Here is a 15,057-nt window from a genome sequence, read left to right as displayed (position 1 = left end):
GCTGCACACTTATTCAACAATGATATAAGGTACCCATTTTAGTTTCTTATATTATTGAGGATTTTAAGGACCGTATGGAAAAATACTTCCTGTTCTTCTTCAGTAATGCCTTCCAGGGCTTTCCCTTCGATTTTTTCAGCAATCTTAAGACATTTTGTATGTACCTCTTTGCCCCGGGGCGTCAGTTCGATTCGTTTTTCCTGTTCATCTTTTCCAGGAACTTGTTTAATCATATTATTCTGTTCCATACTGTTGACCGAACGTGTGATGATAACACTATCTACATCCAAGTAACTGCAAATATCGGGGATTGTGGAATAGCCACAGTTTTTTAAGTAATTCAGGATTGTCCACTGATTATGGTAAATTTCAAGTGCTGTAATTTGTTCATTCATTTTGCTGACTAATGATCTCGATACTTGTAAATATTGATGAAATAATTGAGTAGGGTTCGTCATATGATTCTCCTTTATAATGGTCGACCAATCCATTATATTCTTTAATTCTTAAAAGTCTATTGTAAAGAATCATTTATTTCAGTCAATGTTTATTTTTGGAAGCGAAGCGGGAAAGGGAAAAATACTGGCAATATGAATGAATGGAGGGAACTCAGTCTTCCCAAATCATCAAAAACAACGGGGAAGCATAAGCACAATCACAAGGGGAACTCTAATATATGATGGGGGATATTTCAGACTATAGAAAATCCGAGAATTCGAGTTTGCCTACAGTTTTTTATCGGTTGTCCATTTGGGCGTTTATTTCCGCTCCAGGCACTCGCTTCTATAAGATGGTAAAAATATATTTTTACCTTCAAATTGTCGATAAGTACCACCGAGAATTGGTAAAAGTCAATACGTCACGTTTCCTTGAAAGCGGAATGCAGTATATCCTGCAAGCAAAAACCAGCCTCTAAAGTGGCTGGTTTTTGTTTAAAACTTCTCGCTGGTAGAGCGGTGTTTTGTTTCTTTTTTATTTCGTTCTTCTTGTTGTTCATATTTAATTTCATCAATTGGTAAATCGTCAATGGGCATGACCACTTGATCACGTTCCAGTTGTTTTTCCTGATTTTTCTTGAAGGCCTTGGATTTATCATTACGCTCCTCAAGATACTTTTCTTTATCTTTATTATCCAATGTCAATCCCTCCATCTCTTTGTATCTCTTTTCCCCTTATTGAGAAAATAAAACGTATAAGCGAAATATATAGGATCCCCTTTCATAAATATAAGGAGAACAGGAAAGTGCAAGGAGGGTTTGTTCAGTGAATTTCGCCGTCTTTTTTCGCTGGTTTTGGAGGGGGATTCTCCTTTTAGTCATAGTAATCGTCATTCCCTATTCATGGGCTTTGATTTTAGCATTGCTTACCGCCATTCTTTTGGATGGATTGGTCCGCATGATTGGTGAAACGGCAAAGCTGCATCGTTTTTGGGCAGTCTTGATTTCGTTTGCTCTATATGTAGGCGGGCTTATGAGCATCACTTATTTTTCCTTTTCGGTATTAATCAAGAAGGTCATTGTCTATTCTGAAGAATTTCCCGGTTTCATACGTGAAGTGTATTTGACGGCTATATTGCCAGTCATTAGGCAATGGGAAAGGTATTCCCAAACGTTGCCGTCAAATCTCATTCAATCAATAGAACAAACGATGGAAAAGGGAGTCATGACTCTGGAGGGGTTCACAGAGGGCATTGTTCAGGATATGGTTCAATTCGTTACACTCATTCCGGGATTTTTCATTGACTTTTTAATTTACTTAATCGCTTTATTCTTATTTAGTCTTGAATTGCCAAAGTTAAGAAAAAAGGCAGTCCTTTATTTGAAGACATCCACCTATCAAAAGATTTCGCTAGTTTATCAAGATTTAAGTATGGCAGCCGTAGGCTTCATCAAGGCACAAATTACGTTGAGTTTAATAACGTTCATCATGGCTTATGGAGGACTTTGGTTGTTAAATGTGAAGTATACGATTCCATTGGCACTCCTAATAGTAGTTGTGGATATTCTTCCTATCTTGGGGACGGGATCTGTGCTGGTTCCTTGGGCAGTAATCGTTTGGGCTCAAGGAAACCATCCTCTAGGTATTGGCCTCATCATCCTATTCCTGGTCATTACCATCATAAGAAGGACAATCGAACCAAAAATCTATTCAGCAAATATGGGGTTGAGCCCATTGGCATCGTTGATCAGTCTTTACTTAGGGTTTAAGATGCTTGGCTTCATTGGGCTTTTCCTTGGACCTTCGATACTGATTGTTTATGATACGTTAAAGAGGGCAGGTGTCATCAAAACCAATTTCAAAATATGAAAGATTATTAGATGTTTTTTGCCTGATTTCTTAAATTTGACATATCTTTTACCGCTTTACCTTGGCCGTTGCAATGATTGCAGTCCCGTGAAAAAAATTGCAGATAACGGGTTTTCCCTTTTCCTTTGCAGTGCTGGCAAATGGTTATGAGTTTCATGATTCCTCACTCCTTCAAAAAGTATCGCTTTTTTAACAGTATGAAACAATTAAGGTAGAACTATACTTCATGTAATCATTCAATGTTAAAAGCAGCAGGTTTTATATAATATGTATTTATTTTATTTCATGTACCTGTTAAAAAAAATAACCCCCGCTCCTATTGTCTTTTAGGAACGGGGGTTATGATCATGAAACGATTTCGGTTTGTGATATGATCGGGAATTCTTTTACTTCGCTTACGACTTTTACTTGTTTAAATATTTCAATATAACGAATATGGTGTTCTTCCATTTCCTTTATCCTAAAGTTATAAGGACCATAAGTCAGGATATCCCCTTGTTTGGCCTCGTAATTCTCAGTAAGGATCCATCCGCCCATCGTATCAATATCTTCATCATTGATATCCAATCCAAGTAAGTCATTCACTTCACTGACTAATACCTTGGCATCGATGATGTAGTGATCTTCTTTTAATTTACGGACATCCGGCACTTCATCCAGGTCGAACTCATCGCGGATATCGCCAACGATTTCTTCAAGGATATCTTCAACGGTCACCAACCCTGAAGTACCGCCGTATTCGTCCATGAGGATAGCCATGTGGATACGTTCCTTTTGCATTTTTAAAAGTAAATCGTGAATGGGGATACTGTCAATGACACGGATGATCGGACGAACATATCGGTCGATCGTTGACGCTGCCTGATTGTTCTTGTCTATCATTTCAGTGAATAGCTCTTTGATATTGACCATTCCGATAACATGATCCTTATCACCGTCAATGACAGGATATCGTGTAAAGTTTTCTTCCGCCATGACAGTGAAAAATTGCTGGATCGTATCATCTTTGGATACCGTTGCAATTTCTGTACGTGGAACCATGATTTCTTTTGCAATCCGATCATCGAATTCAAAAATTTTATTCACATATTTAAACTCTGATTGGTTAATTTCGCCACTTTTGTAGCTTTCCGAAACGATGATACGTAGCTCTTCTTCTGTATGAGCCAAATCATGTTCGGAAACTGCTTTTAATCCTAGCATTCTTGTAAGCGACCTTGCAGAGCCATTCAGTACCCAAATGAAAGGATACATGACTTTGTTAAAGGCAATTAAAGGTTTCGAAACCAATAATGTTACTTGCTCCGCTTTTTGAATCGCCAATGTTTTCGGTGCCAATTCTCCAACAACGACATGTATGAACGTAATGAAAGAAAAGGCAATTGCAACTGAGAGTACATGTGAAGCCGACTCCGGAAGATTTAATTGATTTAAAAGTGGTCGCAAAATGTTTTCAACTGTCGGTTCCCCAAGGAATCCAAGCCCTAGAGCTGTAACGGTAATTCCGAGCTGACATGTTGAGAGGTATTCATCCAGGTTGGAGATGACCTTCTTTGCTGATATAGCATTCCTCGTTCCTTCTTCAATTAATTGATCGACCCTCGTGCTTCTCACCTTAACAATCGCAAACTCCGTAGCTACAAAAAATGCTGTTAAAGCAATTAAAATGGCAATAAGAACCAAGTTTATTATGTCCAAATAGTCTCCCTTAACTCGCCTTCGAGACGAATAAGGAGTACACCTCCTACATTTTTAAAATATACAAGTATATTTTTTTTGCCGTGCTGAATATTTCTGGGATTACTTCAAAATGGCTGTGGTAATAGATGTTCGGCCGCTTGAACTCCCATTTCTTTTTGTGAAGAAGAGAATAATAGTATATGCCGATTAGCGATGCGTAGACGGGAAATAGAAGAATTTCTGTCTGAAGGAGTGCAGCCATTTTCCAAAAGGATGCACATATCCGTTACGCAAAGCAGCGTTCGTCCGTCAAAACGAACATTCTTTAATGCCCCATCAAATCACCTCAATCTAATTAATTTAAATACTTTTATTATAGAAAGAGTTAATCATTCAGTCAAACAGCTTACGGCACCTTAAATCCGGTAAATTGCTTGTAAAGGATCAGTTTGAGCTAATAATTAGCTGTTTTTGACTGTTTTCTCTACTTTATTGTAACATATTATAGAATATTCAGAAAACTGAGGGCCGTTTCATAAAAAATTGGTTAGTTTCATTATTTTTTGGATGGTACAAACATAATCTATAAAAACCAAGACAAGTTTTAAATTGCAGATTAAAGGGGGTGGCAGCCATGAAAATCATGGAAAGGATGGCAGCGATCATTGCCGGCAGCATGCTAGTAGGTGTGGGAATCAATTTTTTTCTGATACCTTATCATTTATTGGATGGTGGCATGATAGGGATTGGGCTGATTTTTCATTACTATATAGGACTTCCGACTGGACTGGGTGTGATTTTGAGCAGCATTCCATTATATATATATGCTTGGTATTTTGAAAAAAAATTATTTCTGAACAGCTTGCATGGCTTGCTTTTTTCCTCTTTATGCATCGACATTTTTTCCGACGTTGTCACAGGATGGAATCTTCCCATTTATGTAAGTGCCATAATCGGGGGAGGGTTGATTGGGCTTGGAATCGGCTTGATGCTTCGGTATGGGACCTCTACAGGCGGAACGGATATGCTGGCCCAGATCCTTTCAAGGAAAAGTGGACTCAATGTAGGGCTGCTGATTTTTTTCATTGATGGATGCGTATTGCTTTGCGGATTGAGCGTTGTGGGGACTTCAATCTTTTTATATTCATTTTTAACGATCATCGCGGTAGCCATGCTGACTTCAGTCACCGTGATGCGAACGATTTAATGTTGAGTTAGGTATAAAAACCTGAAAAATGGAAAGGATGGGCAATATGAAAAGGACAGATTTTTAGTCTAATAAATAGTAAAGGGAAGTTCATATGAAAAAACTCTATATGTGTACTGCATTGTTAGTTATGCTGGCTGGGTGTCAAGAGGCTGAAATGCCAGAGGATAAAGAAGTGAACAGTGCCGTTCCAGAATCGATGGATGCATCAATTGTCATTAAAGGTAAAGTGGAGCCTGGAAAAGAAGTCATTCTTGAAACGACAGTGAAACAGGGAAGCAAATTGGTGAATGAAGCTGATGAGGTACTGTTTGAAGTGAGAAAGTCCGGACAGGATAAACGGGAAATGCTTGAAGCGAAGAATACTGGAAGTGGCATGTATCAAGTGATGCATACTTTTGAAGAAAAAGGCAAATATATTGTAGTCGCCCATGTAACGGCCAAGGGCCTTCATGTAATGCCTGAAAAAGAAGTTGTCGTTCCTGAACATGAAAGTGAAGGTGCATCGGTTCATCCTAGTACGGATGTATCCATCGAGTTTCAAAGTAATCCTGTAAAGGCAGGTAACAGCTCGAACTTTGAAGCGACCGTTGAATTGAATGGGAAACCGCTGGCAAATGCAGATGTGAATTTCGAGGTCTGGAAGGAAGGCAGCGAAGAGAGTCATTTCACCAAAGCTGAAGAAGATGGAAATGGAACATATTTAAATAAGGTATCTTTCGAAGAATCGGGAACCTATAAGGTGCAGGTACATGTTGAAAAAGACGAAGTGCACGAACACCAACTGCAAACGATTCAAGTCAATTGATTGTTTTTTTGATCCAATCGTTTAAACAGGTTTCATCTCTTCGTTAAATGGGAAGTTAAAGGATAACAGAACAGCAGAAAGGGAGGGTAAGCATGAATAATCAAAAAATCAACAAGTATAAAAATCTCGGGATTCATATCGAAAAAACGAAATCACGCCAGGAGATTTTCGCTAATGTTTCGCAAAATGATTCATCCTTACTCACCACAGCTGTTTTTTCTCAATTTTCCCAAAAACGGGAGCTAAAAGAATATTGATGCAATGAGACCGGAGTACAAATCAGCTGGTCTTTTTTTGTGCATTCTAAATGTGATGCATTGTGAAGCTGAATATGAAAAATCGAATAGAAAGTTATGAGCTGAAATAGGATAGAAGGACAAACAATTTGAAATTAGGGGTAAGGGGAGTCCGATAGCATGATATCACAGCTTATTATGACGATATTGAATTGGTTTGCGGATATGGGGTATATGGGGATTTTATTGGGGCTGATGGTTGAAATCATCCCGAGTGAGCTTGTTCTCGGATACGGTGGTTATGTGGTGGGCATGGGGAAAATGAATTTTTGGGGAGCTGTTCTTGCAGGAGTGGCAGGCGGCACGATGGCACAACTATTTCTCTATTGGGCTGGTTATTATGGAGGACGGCCCTTTCTCTTGAAGTATGGGAAATATATATTAATTAAAGAAAATCATATTGTACATGCTGAAGAATGGTTTCAAAGGTATGGTGTAGGCGTGATTTTTACGGCTCGATTCATTCCAGTGGTTCGCCATGCCATTTCCATCCCTGCCGGAATTGCGAGGATGTCCGTATGGAAGTTTATATTTTATACGGTTGCGGCTGTCATACCTTGGACCATCTTGTTCCTGACCTTAGGGCGGATCCTCGGCGAGAATTGGCAGCAAATCCGGGAAATAACGGAACCTTATCTCATTCCGGCTGCTGGTTTTTCCTTTATCTTTATCATGCTGTATATTTTGTGGAAAAAAAAGAGTACACCTCCAATCGTAACGGTCAAAAAAATGGGACGGTTTCCCGATAAATGAACAATCGAAAAAACAGCCACGTAAAATCACCTTTTACGTGGCTGTTTTTTATCATTATCCTTGGGTAAGGTCTTCTTCCAGGGGAAGCGGTACGACCTTTTTTGTCACCTCGATAGAACGAATGGCGTGATCTTCCATTTCAATCACTTTAAAGCAGAAGCCGTCTTTTTCCATGATGTCCCCTACCTTCACATCATAATTTTCAGTAAGGACCCATCCGCCTATCGTATCGACATCATCTTCTTCTAAGTGAATGCCAAGTAAATCATTCACTTCCTTTACAAGAAGTTTAGAATCTAAAATATAATGTCCATCTTTAATTTTCCTGATCGAGGCAACTTCATCGATATCGAATTCATCACGAATTTCGCCAACGATTTCCTCGAGGATATCCTCGACTGTGACAAGTCCGGAAGTTCCGCCGTATTCATCCATTAAAATAGCCATATGAATGCGTTCTTTTTGCATTTTTAACAGCAAATCGTGAATCGGTATATTTTCCATTACCCGAATGATCGGACGAGCGTAATTTTCTATCGCTTTGATATGGATTTCCCGATTCTTTATAAGATCCGAGAAAACTTCCTTTAAGTTCACTAAGCCGATGACATGGTCTTTATCACCTTCGACAACAGGATAGCGAGTGTATTTTTCCAATTTGGCGACATCGACGAATTCCTGTACCGTATCATCTTTGGATATGGTCATGATTTCCGTCCTTGGAACCATGATTTCTTTGGCAACACGATCATCGAATTCAAAGATGTTGTTTACATATTTAAATTCCGACTGGTTAATCTCTCCGCTTTTATAGCTATCTGACAGGATGAAACGCAATTCTTCTTCCGTATGGGCTATTTCGCTTTCGGATGCTGGCTTGAAGCCAAATAAGCCGACAACGAATCGGGAAGAATGATTCAAGGCCCATATGAAGGGAAAGGCTATCTTATGGAAAAATATCAGCGGGCTGGCAATTGCCAAGGCCACTTGCTCAGCCTTTTGGATGGCAACCGTCTTTGGAGCCAATTCACCTACAACCACATTCAGGAACGTAATCAGGGAAAATGAAATGACGAATGTCAGAATGCTTGTGACTTCTTGAGGGAAATTCAAGGCATTGAATAATGGCCCAACCAATTTGAGGACGGTCGGTTGTCCTAGCCACCCCAATCCAAGGGCGGTAACGGTAATACCAAGCTGTGTCGCGGATAGGTACTCATCAAGATCGGATGTAACCTTCTTAGCCGCAATGGCTTTTTTATTTCCCTCTTCAATCAATTGATCGATCCTGGAGCTGCGAACCCTTATGATCGAAAATTCAGAAGCTACAAAAAAGGCCGTTAAAGCGATTAAAATAATGACGAATAAAAAACTTAATATGTCCAATTAGTGTGGGACTTAATTGAATCGCCAAAACGATTTAATTATCCCAGTCACCTCCCAAAACCAATAATGAATGAAATGATATTTAGTGTATAAAATGTTAGATGAAAAATAAGTCTTGTCTATCTTGTATGAAAATTGCGCTGGTTTATATTTTCAATCTATAGGATCATTCACCTCGATTAGTAGTGGAACCTACCTATTAGTATAAGTAACTGGACGTCAATCAGTCAAAAATTTCACACTAAAAACCTAAGTAAAAAAGGTTGTTTATCCATTATTTGGTTTTCAATTGGATGGAAAAGGTCGTTAGGAAATCAGTAGAGTGGCAGGTTAAGGTTCCTTGATGCTTTAAGACGATTTCTTTACAGACGAATAATCCCAATCCCGTTCCCCTTTTTTTAGTGGTGATGAATGGTTCAAAAATATTCGGCAAAACGTCGTCAGGTATTTTCGGCCCATTGTTCGATATATTTAAAGTAAGAATGCCGGGTGGTGATTCAGAGCCTGAAATGTAAATGGATGGGGAAGGCATCCCTGCAACCACATCAAGAGCATTTAAAATAATATTAAGTAAAACCTGACGGAATTCTTCTTTAGAACCGGAAATTACGGCATCCTCGGCAATATTACATGTAATGGAAGCATTTACTTCCAAGATGCTGGGATATAGAAATTCGATTACCTCATTCACAAGCTGAGCAATGGAAAATAGATCAGGTGGTGATGCTAACGTTTCCTTTTTGGAAATATTCAGGAATTGTGTGATCCGGTAATTGAGCTGATCCAATTCCTTTGAAATGATATCAAGGTACTTTATCTCAGGCTGTTCTGCCTGTAACAATTGTATGAATCCCATGATGGAAGTCAGTGGATTTCTGAATTCATGGACAAAGCTTGAGGTCATTTGGCCAAGTAGCGTCAAACGGTCTTTATGGTTTGGGCTTATGAATTGATAGCGTTCTTCAAGTTCCATCGTTTTCAATTCGGTATAATGGGATAATGCAAAATGAATGAGTTTATCGAAGTAAACGTTTATTTGCTTAATTAGATCCGAAATTTCTTCTTTGGGTGCATCGGAATTCAATACGTGCTCAATGATGATGGATCTCCCGATGGTTGCAGTGGAAAAGAAATTTTCCATATCCAATTGCTTATTAACTCGATCAGACGCAATTTTTTCCCCTACGACCTTCAGTACATCGCCTATTTCAGTATCCGATTTTCCAAGCTGATCCATTAGCAGATTAAAAATATTTTCCACTTCTCCTTTAAAATACCCCAGATACCCATCAGGTAAATGCAGCAACTCATCTTTCCATTTGGAAATGATGCTGGTTTTTTGAGAAGATAAAAAGTGAATGGTCATTTCTCGATTAGATACCATTTTGCCCTCCATACTGTAGGAAAATGAATTTACTTTTGACCCAGAAAGCGCTTTATTAGAATAAAATTACAAAATATCAAAATAATTACATGTTTTTTTCATGATAACAGATTACTGTTCTTTTAACATGTGTCAATTTGGATAAATATTCGGCAATCAATCAATAAATACCTTTTTTTGACACAGTTTTATTACAGAAATTACAGGAATTAATAACAAAAAAAGGTATCCGTAAAGTTAATGACGGTTACCTTTTTTATGAAATGCATATGGTTCGATATGAACGATCACATGCTGGATATTATATTCCTTCAAAAGATTCTCTTCGATTTTAACAGTGATATCATGACCTTGAATGACGGTCAAAAGGGGGTTAACGTGAACGGTAGTTTCGAGCAGGATTTCACTTCCGTGCATCCGGGCTTTAATTTCACTCATTTCTTTAACACCGTCTGTCAATATAATGGTTTTTCCGATCTTTTGCAGGAGCTGATCGTCGAAACCATCGGTTAAAGAGATGGAGGCATCACGAAAGATATCCCAGGCTGTTTTGCAGATAATGACCCCCACGACTGCAGCAGCTATTGCATCCAGCCAAGGGATTCCCATTTTGGTGCCGATGATTCCAATGAAAGCACCGACACTGACAAGGGCATCGGATCGATTATCCTGCGCTACGGCATAGATGGAAGAGCTGTTGATCTTTTTACTTAAAGATAAGTTATAACGGTAGATTCCATACATGAAGATTGCAGAGAATAGAGCGACATAACCAGTCAGCATACTGGGAACGGTTGTTGAATCTTGGTGAAAGAAGGATTCAATGGCACTGAATACAACCTGGAGGCCCACGGTGATCATGATGAAGGCAGCTACCAACGAGGCTACGGTTTCCGCCCGTAAATGACCATATGAATGATTATCATCTGGAGGTCTCTTTGAAATTTTTAAACCGATCAATACGGCTATGGAAGCGATGATGTCGGTCGTATTATTTAAACCATCAGCCCAAAGCCCTTTAGAATCTCCAAAATAACCAAATGACAATTTAAGAGCAGACAAGAATATGTAAGCAGCGATGCTTATGTAGGCGCCTTTTTCAGCTGAAATCGAATGTTTATCCATGTCCATATTCCCTCCCCAATGTAAATTAGGCTTAATAAAGATACCAAATCAAGCCTTAGTGAGTCTTTTAGAAAAATTGTCGTATTTAGCCATCTAACTTGGTTAATAGCAGGTGTATTGAAGGTTTGTAAAGAAGTTGGTTAAACGAAAGATTATCGCCGTAAAATGGGAATGGCATGTTTTTATGACATGTACATTTACTTTAATTGTAATATTCTAACCGATGATCGAAAATTAAATACTTCCAAAGGGAAGCTAAACAGGCTGAGGGTGAACAGTTCGAACTGGTGCAGGGATGTAGTATTGGTTACAAGGAATACTGGGCAGCAATGGATTACTGAAAAATCCAATAAAAAGGCCGGACTCTATAAGAATCCGGCCTTTTTTGAAGTAGGATCAACTAGTGTGAACAGGCTCAATTTTCATTTTGCAATGAATACCGAACAGGGGGCGTTTTTCGCAATGGAGCTACTTGTACTGCCAAGGAAGAACTTTTCCAAACCGCTTTTAGCGCTATTGCCGACAACGATAAGATCAGCTGAAGTTCTTGCTGCAAAGTCACATATGCTATCTGGCGCATATCCTTCCAATAGTTCGAATTTTCCCTTGACTTGACATTCACTTAACAATCTCAACGTATTATTTTCTGCGTTCTGAATACTATTCTCGACGGCGGAAGGGGTGTCATTTGCTTTTTGATTTCGTGGCGGATCAACTTCAACAACAGGATGTGTCTGGACAGGATCTACATAAAATCCGGCTGCAGGTACGAAGCCTGGAGCAGAGGCGTCGCCCACGATACGCTGTTCAACCTTATCATTTAGGACATGAACTACGGTCAACACGGCTTTTGGAAAGGCCTTTTTCAATGTTGCTCCATATTCGACGGCCCGTTTACTCTCTTCATTTCCATCAAAAGCGACGACAATATGTTTTAAGTCCTTCATTTTATCATCTCTCCCCTTTTTAAGACCTTAAAGGTGTTATACCCACTTTTAAATGGCTTCACGCCATTAATCTGTATATAGACTGCTATTTACGGGTAAAGGATAGATACGAGCATAGTTAAAATGTTAGGATGAAATCTGTGTCATGCTCAGACGATGAAGAAATATCATCAATGGTGCCGATATCCGAGTATAGTGCTACAAGAAAAGGGCGCCTAGCTTCGGCCTTTTATTCAATCGACGAGTTTTCTTTAATAAAAAGGGTAAAATATTTTTAAAGAAACATGTCGCAGATGGGAAAATGGGGGTACAAATGAGAGGGTTAGTGAAATTAGGTCTAATTATAATATTGGCGATTGTGGTCTTAGGCGCCGGTTTACTATTGTATTTCAGGCAAGGTGCTGATATAAGTCATCTTGAAAATAATCTTCAGCAACCGACAGGAATCTATGATCTGGATGGGAATCTTGCCAGTACAATCACGGCAAATAAATCCGAAGGTGTTGCGATAGATGAAATACCGGAACATATGAAACAAGCGGTGGTTTCCATTGAGGATCACCGTTTTTATGAACATCACGGCATAGATTATCAAGGGATTATGCGGGCTTTGGTTAAAAATGCGAAGGCTGGAAGTGTTGTTGAAGGCGGGAGCACGCTTACCCAGCAGCTTGTCAAAATCACGATGCTGGAATCGGATCGAACACTGAAGAGGAAGATCGGAGAGTTTTTTCTCGCCCAGGAAGTTGAAAATCAATATACAAAAGATGAAATTCTGGAAATGTATTTGAATCAAGTTTATTTTGGCCATGGAGCATGGGGGATCAAAAAGGCTGCAAATATTTATTTTTCCAAAGAGGTCTCTGAATTGACCGTTGCTGAGGGAGCTTTGCTGGCGGGGGTCATTAACTTGCCATCCAAACTTGATCCATACAAGAATTTAGACGGGGCAGTGAAACGACGTGATTTGGTTCTTTCGAGAATGGCGGAACATGGTTATTTGACGAAAGATGAAGAAGCAGCTGCAAAAAAAGATGCGGTGACACTTCTTATGGGGGAGAAGGAAACCGATCCATTAAGAGGTAAGTATCCTTATTATGTCGATCATGTTTTATCGGAAGCATCGAGTAAATATGGAATTAAGCTTGAGGAGCTGCTTTCAAAGGGCTATAAAATTTACACAACTCTGGACCAATCCATGCAGCAGTCTACAGAATCCGTGTATGAGAATGCAGCCAATTTTCCAGTTGGAACGAGTACAGATGAACTGGTTCAAAGCGGGTCTGTCCTCCTTGATCCTGAAACCGGCGGCATAAAAGCACTTGTCGGTGGGAGAGGTGAACATCAATTCATGGGATATAATCGGGCAACCCAGCTGACAAGGTCTCCTGGTTCATCCATTAAACCGCTTGTCGTGTACACGCCAGCTGTTGAAGAGGGATATGATATCACTGACCCTTTAAAGGATGAAAAAATGAGCTTCGGTGAATATGAGCCAACAAACCTGAGTGGTGAATATAAAGGAGAAGTCCCCATGTATGAAGCGGTGATGAATTCGTTGAATGTACCAACGGTTTGGCTATTGAATGAGATTGGCATCGATAAGGGGCTTGATTCACTTAAGCGGTTTGGGATTCCATATGACAAGGATGATCGAAACCTGTCCATCGCTTTAGGAGGGATGAAAAAAGGTGTGTCCCCGCTGCAGATGGCAGGAGCCTTTTCAGCTTTCGCTAACGAAGGTGAACGAATGGAAACCCATGCCATTGTAAGAATAGAAAATGCTGATGGAAAAGAAGTTGCCGCCTGGAAAGAGAAAAGCACCAAAGTGACCTCTGTAAGCGCTGTGGATAAAATGAATGCCATGCTGCTTGGAACTGTGGAATATGGCACAGCGAAAAACGCGGCAGTTTCCGGTCACGAAATAGCAGGTAAAACAGGTTCCACGCAAGTTCCCATCGAAGGAATATCAGGGGTTAAAGATCAATGGTTCATCGGTTATTCACCTTCACTGGTCGGGGCTGTATGGGCTGGATATGATAAGACGGACGAAAATCATTATTTAACGACACACAGCAGTCAGGGAAGTGCACTCATCTTCCAAAAAATAATGGCGCAAGCCTTACAGAATCAAGCGGCTCAATCATTTAAAGCTCAGGATATCGGACAGCTAATCGCTGAACAGCAGGCACTTATAGCTAAGCAACAGGCAAAGGAAGAAGAGGACAAAAGGAGACAATATTGGATTGATAAAGGAAATGAGATAAGGGAAGGTTTGAATAAATGGAGGGACTGGGAGGTTCCGTGGTGATTCTCAGGTAAAGGAATTTAAATAATAGTAACAAACGGAGACTGTCAATCATTTGACGGTCTCCGTTTGTCGGCGAATAGGAGCTGATTTAATACATGGCTCCGGAGTCTGAATGAGCTAAGGTAGAAAAAATCCGTGAACGGCCGGATAAAGGACGGTGAAGGTCGAAAAAATTTGTAAACCGTCCAAAAAAGCTCAGGTTGAAATCAACTGGAACTTTAAAATAAAAAAACTGCAGGCAAACTCGTGTTTGGCTACAGTTTTTCATATATTTTAAAAAATTAGATTGGCTATTATGCCGATCACGACGATTGCGCCTATCACCATTAAAATGGTTCTCATGTCTATACACCCTCTTTATAAAGTAGTCGGATTCATTTAAATATTAACGGTTTGGTTCGATTGGAAAGCGAATGCACTTTCATCATTTTCTTTACAAATATCCTGTACTTTTTCTAGCATGGAATGTACATTCTCGCCTTCAAGGATGACCTTCATTGTTGCACACTCTTGAAGAATGAGCACAAAGGATACGAAAGTCGAAAGTTTCTTGGCATCGACCAATTTATGGTTGCAGATAAAATATATATTTCCTTTAAATTCTTTTGTAACTTGATATAGGTTCATGATTTGTCGCATGGATAATCTTTTATTTGTTTTAATGTCAGAAGAAATCACTTTATTCATGTCGTTTGCTCCTTTTGTTTTTATACTTTTGGAAAAGCATAATCAAGATGTCTATTCGGCTACAACTTAAAAAAATGAACAAGTATGTTTGGTCTTTTTTATGTAATTGTTAGCTGGTCATGTTGTATATTTACCCGAGTGAAAGATTTTGAAACCTATTTGAAAA

The 15,057-nt window shown here is 39.4% G+C and carries 14 protein-coding genes; 6 read left to right on the top strand and 8 right to left on the bottom strand.

All coding sequences use genetic code 11. The features are described from left to right. Window positions 1-38: 38 nt before the first annotated feature. Both ACFVS1_RS16425 and ACFVS1_RS16420 read right to left on the bottom strand, forming a co-directional pair. Complete coding sequence (locus ACFVS1_RS16425) at window positions 39-458, bottom strand: MarR family winged helix-turn-helix transcriptional regulator (RefSeq protein ID WP_387548828.1); 420 nt, start codon at window positions 456-458, stop codon at window positions 39-41. A gap of 474 nt (window positions 459-932) precedes the next feature. After that, window positions 933-1,136: a hypothetical protein gene (locus ACFVS1_RS16420; protein WP_137019412.1), complete on the bottom strand. Its 204-nt coding sequence runs from the start codon at window positions 1,134-1,136 to the stop codon at window positions 933-935. Window positions 1,137-1,263: 127 nt separating this feature from the next. On the opposite strand from ACFVS1_RS16420, the gene ytvI reads away from it, so the two are divergent. Then, the gene (ytvI, locus tag ACFVS1_RS16415; protein WP_387548826.1) at window positions 1,264-2,307 is read left to right on the top strand and encodes a sporulation integral membrane protein YtvI; all 1,044 of its coding nucleotides are present in this window, start codon (window positions 1,264-1,266) and stop codon (window positions 2,305-2,307) included. Window positions 2,308-2,652: 345 nt separating this feature from the next. Here the strand turns inward: ytvI and ACFVS1_RS16410 are convergent, their stop codons facing one another. Beyond that, a complete protein-coding gene (locus ACFVS1_RS16410) occupies window positions 2,653-4,005 on the bottom strand; it encodes a hemolysin family protein (protein WP_387548824.1) in 1,353 nt (450 codons plus the stop codon). A gap of 616 nt (window positions 4,006-4,621) precedes the next feature. Here ACFVS1_RS16410 and ACFVS1_RS16405 point away from each other — a divergent pair. From ACFVS1_RS16405 to uptA, 4 genes are all read left to right on the top strand, one after another. After that, window positions 4,622-5,194, top strand: a complete 573-nt coding sequence (locus ACFVS1_RS16405; RefSeq protein WP_352922215.1) for a YitT family protein — start codon at window positions 4,622-4,624, stop codon at window positions 5,192-5,194. 94 nt (window positions 5,195-5,288) lie between these two features. Then, window positions 5,289-6,002, top strand: coding sequence for a FixH family protein (locus ACFVS1_RS16400; protein ID WP_387548821.1), 714 nt, complete (start codon window positions 5,289-5,291; stop codon window positions 6,000-6,002). A gap of 92 nt (window positions 6,003-6,094) precedes the next feature. Then, window positions 6,095-6,259 (top strand): hypothetical protein, encoded by a 165-nt coding sequence (locus ACFVS1_RS16395; RefSeq protein WP_352922211.1) that lies wholly within the window; start codon window positions 6,095-6,097, stop codon window positions 6,257-6,259. Between the two features lie 162 nt (window positions 6,260-6,421). Next, the gene (uptA, locus tag ACFVS1_RS16390; RefSeq protein ID WP_352922691.1) at window positions 6,422-7,051 is read left to right on the top strand and encodes an undecaprenyl phosphate transporter UptA; all 630 of its coding nucleotides are present in this window, start codon (window positions 6,422-6,424) and stop codon (window positions 7,049-7,051) included. A gap of 54 nt (window positions 7,052-7,105) precedes the next feature. Here the strand turns inward: uptA and ACFVS1_RS16385 are convergent, their stop codons facing one another. The 4 genes from ACFVS1_RS16385 to ACFVS1_RS16370 all read right to left on the bottom strand — a co-directional run bounded on the left by ACFVS1_RS16385 (window position 7,106) and on the right by ACFVS1_RS16370 (window position 11,893). Continuing rightward, window positions 7,106-8,437, bottom strand: a complete 1,332-nt coding sequence (locus tag ACFVS1_RS16385) for a hemolysin family protein (protein WP_352922209.1) — start codon at window positions 8,435-8,437, stop codon at window positions 7,106-7,108. A gap of 274 nt (window positions 8,438-8,711) precedes the next feature. Further along, window positions 8,712-9,821, bottom strand: coding sequence for a histidine kinase N-terminal domain-containing protein (locus ACFVS1_RS16380; RefSeq protein WP_387548819.1), 1,110 nt, complete (start codon window positions 9,819-9,821; stop codon window positions 8,712-8,714). A gap of 237 nt (window positions 9,822-10,058) precedes the next feature. Beyond that, window positions 10,059-10,946, bottom strand: a complete 888-nt coding sequence (locus ACFVS1_RS16375; protein WP_352922205.1) for a cation diffusion facilitator family transporter — start codon at window positions 10,944-10,946, stop codon at window positions 10,059-10,061. Between the two features lie 422 nt (window positions 10,947-11,368). Beyond that, entirely contained in the window at window positions 11,369-11,893 is a 525-nt protein-coding gene (locus tag ACFVS1_RS16370; protein ID WP_352922202.1) for a universal stress protein, read from the bottom strand. Window positions 11,894-12,206: 313 nt separating this feature from the next. Between ACFVS1_RS16370 and ACFVS1_RS16365 the strand changes: the two genes are divergently transcribed. Then, on the top strand, window positions 12,207-14,204 hold the full coding sequence (locus tag ACFVS1_RS16365) for a transglycosylase domain-containing protein (RefSeq protein ID WP_387548816.1): 1,998 nt from the start codon (window positions 12,207-12,209) through the stop codon (window positions 14,202-14,204). Between the two features lie 378 nt (window positions 14,205-14,582). On the opposite strand, the gene ACFVS1_RS16360 is transcribed toward ACFVS1_RS16365, so the two are convergent. After that, window positions 14,583-14,891: a hypothetical protein gene (locus ACFVS1_RS16360; protein ID WP_387548814.1), complete on the bottom strand. Its 309-nt coding sequence runs from the start codon at window positions 14,889-14,891 to the stop codon at window positions 14,583-14,585. Window positions 14,892-15,057 lie beyond the last annotated feature (166 nt).

It is taken from the genome of Peribacillus sp. NPDC058075 (genome assembly GCF_042885195.1).
Lineage (GTDB): Bacteria > Bacillota > Bacilli > Bacillales > DSM-1321 > Peribacillus.
This window is presented reverse-complemented; position numbering and strand designations above follow the sequence as displayed.